Raw genomic sequence first — 6,846 nt, 5'->3', positions numbered from 1 at the left:
GAACAGACTTTTCCAACCAATTACCGATTTGGTCAATCAACTGCCGCAGCTTGAAGAAGCGCGTGTTTCTGCTGGACGTGTGTTCGAACTATTGGATGAAGAGGCTGAAGGTGTAGATACGGATGCAATCAAACGATATGAAGGGCATATTGTATTCGATCAAGTGTCTTTTGCTTATGAGGAAGGAAATGATGTCTTGAAAAACATTTCCTTCGATATCAAGCCTGGACAGACGGCGGCCTTTGTAGGTCATACAGGATCAGGGAAGAGCTCAATCATGAATATACTGTTCCGGTTTTATGATCCACAAAAGGGAGTAATTACGATTGATGGTCACGAGACTAAAGACTGGTCCAGGCAGCAAGTCCGAAGCCATATGGGAATCGTTCTTCAAGATCCATTCATTTTTACAGGTACGATTTTGTCGAATGTAACGATGAATGATGGTCGTATTTCCCGGGAAATGGCGAAGGAGGCATTAAAGGCTGTTGGCGCGGACCGCTTTATTGAGAAGTTATCTAAAGGATACGATACTCCCGTAAAAGAAAAAGGAGATTCTCTCTCTATGGGAGAAAGGCAGCTGATTTCCTTTGCTCGAGCCTTAGCTTTTGATCCAGCTATATTGATTTTGGATGAAGCTACTGCAAATATCGACACGGAAACGGAACAAATGATCCAAAAAGCGTTAGAGGTATTGAAACGTGGAAGAACGACGTTAGTGATTGCGCATCGCCTCTCCACAATTCAGCAGGCTGATCAAATTTTTGTATTGAACCATGGTACAATGGTAGAACAAGGAACACATCAAGAGCTGATTGCTTTAGGCGGTCACTATTACCACATGTACCGTATGCAGCAAGGGGCAGTAAAGGTCAGCGCGATGTAGTTTCAATTCTCCTGTACAGGGGTGTACGACCGTGAAGGATCGCGATGATTACAAACATGACATCATTGATGATGATTTATATGAAGAAATTGATGAGGAAGAATTATATGATTTAGTGCAGGATGAAAAGCGAAAAGCATGGGAGCGCGACCGTGAGGAAAGGGAGCAAAGGAAGACAAAACGCCCCTTTCCAAAATGGATTTTCTGGGTCATTGCGTTGATGATGATCACAAATATCGTTGCCGTATTACCGAACACCTTTTCGATACCAGCCGTCGATTTTCTAATGACCTCCGCTGAATTGTCAACGAATGATGAGGTGAGTAATTATAAGAAATCGGTTGTCGTCGTAGAAGCAGGGCAAAGCCAGGGAACTGGTTTTGCGATCAATGAAGACGGCACGATCCTAACGAACCATCACGTCATTGAAGGTGAAAAACGGATTTCCGTTGCTTTCCCGGACGAGGGGTTGTTTCAGGCTGAAGTCGTTGAACAGTATCCAGAAGTTGATCTTGCTGTATTGAAGGCAGAAGGGGACGGTTTCCCGCATTTGGATTTAGCAGAAGAGACCACATTTGAAGAAGACGACCATGTTTATTTTATCGGAAATCCATTAAGATTCACTGGAATTGCGAACCAGGGGAATATTATAGGGTATAAGAATTTGAGTGATTGGAATCAGCCTGTGCTGATGCTTGATGCCCCCATCTATAGGGGAAATTCCGGCAGTCCAGTCATCAATGACAAAGGGAAGGTCATTGCGGTCGTATTTGCCACTTTGTATGAGGATAGTGAAGGACGAGTGGGGTTAGCTGTTCCGATCGATTATTATTATGAACAAAAAAACTTTCGCAATAAGTAATCAAAAAGGTGTCCTGGATAGCGTTTGCTTTCCAGGACACCTTTTCTTTAATCCTCAGCTAATTCTAAGACAGGGATAGGATTGAAGTTTAATAGTTCTGCAAAATAAATCAGGTTGTACGACATTTTCCTGACCTCTTTCTCTACACAGGACCACTCCTCGGCAGTCGCATCGGTATAATGCTTGCTGCAGATTGCGCTCGCTTCAGGAGGGAGCGTAAACCCGAGCATGGATAATCGATAGTGGATGGACTGGGCCGCTAAATGGGCTCCTCCGTCTCCGTCATCAGCGACAATGGCACCTCCTACTTTATTGTAAAAGATACCTTGTCCCTTGCGGTTCTTCATGTGATGATACCCTTGAAGTCTTTCTAAGATTAAGGTGGCAATACTTGTTTTATCTCCCATCGCAATTGGAGTTGCGAATAAAACTATATCTGCTTCCAGTATTTTTTCAAAAACAAAGGGCCAATCATCGTCCCCGTCCAATTTTGGAGTAATCCCGAAATTTATATGAAAGTCTCTTAAATGGATCCTTTCCACGTCGATCTCTTCTCCTTGGAAAGTTTGTGCGGATTGATGGAGGAGCTTTTCTGTGTCTGTAGTCTTGTTTCCTTTTTCTAAACTGCAATTTAATAGGACAGCTTTCAACTCAATTCCCTCCTTCACCGTTTCTGTTCCTCATACATAATGGTTTTATCCTAATAGATGCACTCGTAAACCTGCTATGTTTACGGAGAATCTATCAGGTCTTTAGTCCTGCAAGTATACATTATGTCAAATAAATGGTTTCTCTTGGGTGTCGAAAATGACATATGGCCTATTTTTTGAAATGTTTATTTAATAAAATGTAACCCTCATGTGGTAGACCATTTGAGCTATATTCAGTAAAATAGTCATGGCTCGATACAATACCTGACATCCATTACCTTTTCAGGATGGGAATAAGATATTCAGATCGATTGGTTGATACAATTTTGTAACACAATTGAAATAAATTTATAAAACACACCCAAAAATCGCATAGGTTATGCGAAATCATTTAATGGCTGGAGGTGATAAAGGTTGATCAGACGTCTATTTAAGAAAAACGACACCTCCCTGGATGATCAAGTGGAATCAGCCAAAAACGGGGACGACGAAGCAAGAAATGAAATACTCAAACAGTATCAACCTTTCATCGCCAAAAGTGTATCTGAAGTTTGTAAAAGATATATCGATCCATCTAAAGATGATGAGTTCAGTATAGGCCTGCTTGCTTTTAATGAAGCCATTCAAGCCTATTCTTGTGATAAAGGAAGTTCATTTCTATCATTCGCAAGGTTGGTCATTAAGCGAAAAGTGATTGACCACATTAGAAATGAACAAAAGAGACCTGATGTCACTTCCCTTGATGAAGAATATTATGACGACGAGCAAATGGAGAATCCATCTGAGGTAGCTGCTGCTAAAGATCGCCACCAATTAGAAACTGAAGCATGGTACCGGCGTGAAGAGATTATGGAATTCCAAGCACAGCTCAAAAAATATAAACTAACATTCGAAGATTTAATCGATTCTTCCCCGAAGCATAGAGATGCACGTGAATCAGCTGTTCAAGTTGCACGTCTTGTCTATCTCGATCAGTCGTTACGGGAGAAAGTCATAATTAAGGGACGGTTACCAATTAAAGATCTCATCGATCGCGTTGAAGTGAGCAAAAAAACGCTCGAGAGAAACCGGAAATTTATCATCGCACTCGTCCTTATCTTAGATGGAGATTACGAATATCTGAAAGACTACCTGAAAGGGGTGGGTGTGTGAGAAAAGGTATTGTCATGGAGCAGAAGAAAGAATACACCATCGTCATGACACACGATGGCCGCTTTCATCGTGCAAGACGCCTGAATCATGCCGAAGTCGGTATGGAAGTTCATTTTCAGGCACTGCATGAAAAACATGCCATGTTCCGATGGACTCAAGTCATCGATAGAAGTCATTTTAAAGTAGCCATTATTTCGCTTGTGCTCTTACTGACTTTTTTTCCGATTTATTCGTGGTATGGAAGCAACCAAGCTTATGCATATGTAAATATCGATATAAATCCAAGTGTAGAATTGGAATTGAATGACAAAATGCAAGTGCTCGATATATCTCCGAAAAATGAACGAGCAGAGGAAGTGGTAGAAAAGCTCGAAGACTGGAAGAAGCGTGATGCTTCGGAAGTCACATTTGACATGATTAACATGAGTAGAGAAATGGGTTATGTGAATTCTGAGAATCAGGTCTTGATCGGAGTGAGTTATATCAAATCTGATCAAATTGATGAGTATTCAAAGCAGATGGAGCGGTATTTATCAGAAAGGTCAGGCGGAATGACCATTGCCACCTTCCTCGTTCCGGATCAAATTCGTCAAAGAGCAAATGAATCTAATCAGTCGGTCAATGCAATTATGGCTAAAAGAATTAATAATGAAGGGACAGCCGATTCCGATAAAGATACGATATCTGTAACGGTCGAAGATGATGACAAAGAAATTATCCAATCATTTTATAAGAACTCATCGCCATCATCAGAAGAACGTGAATCTTCAGTGGATAAGAATGAGTCGGAGCCCAAGAGTTCTCCCGCAGTGGTGAAGCCGGATAATGCAGAGGCCCATAAGGTTCAAATTAAAGAGGATCCTAAGCCTGGAAAAGGTAAAGAAACGGCTCCTGGGCAATTGAAAAAGCAAAACAGTTCTGCATCTGAATCTAGTTCTGATACGAATAACAGTTCTTCTTCTGAATCAAGTGCTGAACCGCAAAACAAACCCGCCCACAATAATAATGAGAATAAGCCTGAGAAGAACAACTCAGCTGACCATAAAGAAAAAAAGAAGCAGAAAAAAGAACTTAGTAAACGTCATCAAGATAAAGCTAAAAACGAAAACAAAAGCAAAGATAAGCATGACAAGCAAAACGATAAACATAACAATAAGCAAAACAAAAAAGGTAATAAAAATGAAAAAAGTAAGTAATCGCACACTCCCGCATATCGGGAGTGTTTTTTGTTGAAATTATAGGGAAGAGAAGGGTAGTGTGAAAATAAGGAGGGAAAATGATGTCTAAATCATACCACGGAGTCAAAGATGGTCAGCTTGCTGATTGTCCTAACTCGCCGAATTGTGTATCTACTCAAACCAAAAGTCCAGATAAACAGATGAAACCCTTGCCCTTCAACGGAGAACTTGCTGAGACGAAAATGCTAATTAGAAATATACTTGAAGACATGGAGCGTACCTCTATTGAAATGGAGACAGATACTTACATCCATGCTGTCGTAACAACGAAGCTGCTAAAATTCAAAGATGATGTTGAATTTTATTTGGATGAAGAATCAAACCTCGTCCATTATCGCTCTGCTTCACGTGTTGGTTATTCTGATTTTGGCGTCAACCGAAAACGTATGGAGCAGATTTCGGAAGAATTCAAACGCAGGCTTAAGGAGGATACACCGTGAGTTTTGACTATCAGATTGCTGTAATAGGAGGAGGTTCCGGTGGGTTAACGGTTGCAGCTGGAGCAGCCAGCTTTGGTGCTTCTGTTGCTCTCATCGAGCGAAAACCTGAGCTTGGAGGAGACTGTCTTCATTATGGGTGTATGCCTTCAAAAGCCTTAATTCAATCAGCAAAAGAAGTTTATGAAGCTGCCCAATATTCTTCATTTGCAGAGGGGGATTATGAAAGACTCTTCAAACAAGCAATGGAAAGAGTAGCTGATGCGGTTCAGGATGTGCAGAATCACGATTCAAAAGAGCGGTTCATTCAATTAGGAATTGATTTGTATGAAGCCGAAGCGTCTTTTGAAGATGAGCATACATTACGTGTTGGGAATGAGACGATTACCGCTAAACGCTTCGTTATTGCTACAGGCTCTTCCCCCGTGGTTCCCCCAATAAACGGTTTAGATACCGTCGACTACCTGACAAATGAAACCATCTTCTCTTTAAGAGAACGACCAAAATCAATGGTAGTCGTTGGAGGCGGCATCATTGGTATAGAGCTGTCACAGGCGATGGCCCGTTTAGGAGTAGAGGTCACAGTGGTCGAAGGCGATGAACAGATTCTTTCGAAGGAAGATGAAGAAATTGCTGGAATCGCTCATGACCTTTTATCGAAAGAGATCAGTTTTCTCGTACGAGCTCAAGTAGAGCGCGTTGAGAAGAAAAAGCAAGGAATCACGGTTCATTACTCAAAAGATGGTATAGAGGGTACGGTTGATGCTGAACACCTGTTAATTGCAACAGGAAGGAAGGCGAATATCGATTCTCTAGGGTTACAAAACGCTGGAGTGAAGACGAGCAAAGGTTCCATCGCTGTAGACGCAACGTTACGAACAAATCTGCGTCATATCTATGCTGTCGGGGATTGTAACGGTTCGATGCCATTTACGCACGTTGCAGGGATGGAAGGAAAAGTGGCTGTGTCAAATGCAGTACTTGGTCTGTCAAGAAAAGTTTCGTATGAGAAAGTCCCCTGGGTCGTTTATGCAGCGCCGGAAATTTATCATTTAGGATTGACGGAAACTGAGGCTGAGGAAAAATATGGAGACCGATTATTGACATTCAAGACAAAACTCAGGAACAACGATCGTTTTATGGCCGAACGCCATAAAGATGGAATCGTGAAAGTGATGACGAATCAACGAGGAAAAATCGTTGGTGCTCACGCCATTGGCGAAGGAGCAGGAGAATGGATGCAGGAAGTTGGAACCGTTCAGGCATTGAATAAGAAGTTACAGTCTTTATCGAGCGTCGTTCATCCTTATCCGGCGAGAAATAATGTCGTGAACCAGACAGCTGATCTTTATTGGCGAGAAAAATTGTTTGATAGTCCGATAAATAAGGCGCTAAGCTGGTATGTCCATACATTCAGGTAATATGAAAAAGAGCTGTCCTTATCTTTAAAGGACAGCTCTTTAGTTGTCATGGATGGTTTGCTCTTGATCCCCAATGAGACCGTAGAAAAATAGATGAGTAATTTCTTCACTGAACTCGGCAGGAGAGTCCTTCATCACCGATGAACTGGATTGCAAGGCCTGATAATACATTTCCACGTAAAACATCACGGTACGAGCCG

Annotated in this window: 7 protein-coding genes; 6 read left to right on the top strand and 1 reads right to left on the bottom strand. The window is 41.7% G+C overall.

The annotated features are described in order from the left end of the window. Positions 1-886: ABC transporter ATP-binding protein (locus LD39_RS05135; RefSeq protein ID WP_035543621.1), on the top strand; the 886-nt coding region annotated here is incomplete at its 5' end. Positions 887-917: 31 nt separating this feature from the next. Next, positions 918-1,748 carry a S1C family serine protease gene (locus LD39_RS05130; RefSeq protein ID WP_035543619.1) on the top strand — a complete coding sequence of 277 codons (831 nt, stop codon included), beginning with the start codon at positions 918-920 and terminating at the stop codon, positions 1,746-1,748. A gap of 47 nt (positions 1,749-1,795) precedes the next feature. Here LD39_RS05130 and LD39_RS05125 read toward each other — a convergent pair whose 3' ends face one another. Beyond that, on the bottom strand, positions 1,796-2,398 hold the full coding sequence (locus LD39_RS05125; RefSeq protein WP_035543615.1) for a flavodoxin family protein: 603 nt from the start codon (positions 2,396-2,398) through the stop codon (positions 1,796-1,798). A 414-nt stretch (positions 2,399-2,812) separates the two neighbouring features. Here LD39_RS05125 and sigI point away from each other — a divergent pair, with 414 nt between their 5' ends. From sigI to LD39_RS05105, 4 genes are all read left to right on the top strand, one after another. Beyond that, the gene (gene sigI / locus LD39_RS05120) at positions 2,813-3,550 is read left to right on the top strand and encodes an RNA polymerase sigma-I factor (protein ID WP_035543614.1); all 738 of its coding nucleotides are present in this window, start codon (positions 2,813-2,815) and stop codon (positions 3,548-3,550) included. Further along, positions 3,547-4,746 carry an anti-sigma factor domain-containing protein gene (locus tag LD39_RS05115; RefSeq protein WP_035543611.1) on the top strand — a complete coding sequence of 400 codons (1,200 nt, stop codon included), beginning with the start codon at positions 3,547-3,549 and terminating at the stop codon, positions 4,744-4,746. The genes sigI and LD39_RS05115 overlap by 4 nt, the downstream gene beginning before the upstream one ends. A gap of 83 nt (positions 4,747-4,829) precedes the next feature. After that, positions 4,830-5,228 (top strand): DUF1499 domain-containing protein, encoded by a 399-nt coding sequence (locus LD39_RS05110; protein ID WP_035543609.1) that lies wholly within the window; start codon positions 4,830-4,832, stop codon positions 5,226-5,228. After that, the gene (locus LD39_RS05105) at positions 5,225-6,646 is read left to right on the top strand and encodes an NAD(P)/FAD-dependent oxidoreductase (protein ID WP_035543607.1); all 1,422 of its coding nucleotides are present in this window, start codon (positions 5,225-5,227) and stop codon (positions 6,644-6,646) included. Before LD39_RS05110 ends, LD39_RS05105 begins: the two co-directional genes overlap by 4 nt. The last annotated feature ends 200 nt before the right edge of the window (positions 6,647-6,846 follow it).

Origin of the sequence: Halobacillus sp. BBL2006, assembly GCF_000786645.1 — a bacterium.
Classification (GTDB): Bacteria; Bacillota; Bacilli; order Bacillales; family Halobacillaceae; genus Halobacillus.
The sequence above is the reverse complement of the archived record's forward strand: the minus strand, read 5'-3'. Positions and strand labels throughout refer to the sequence as shown.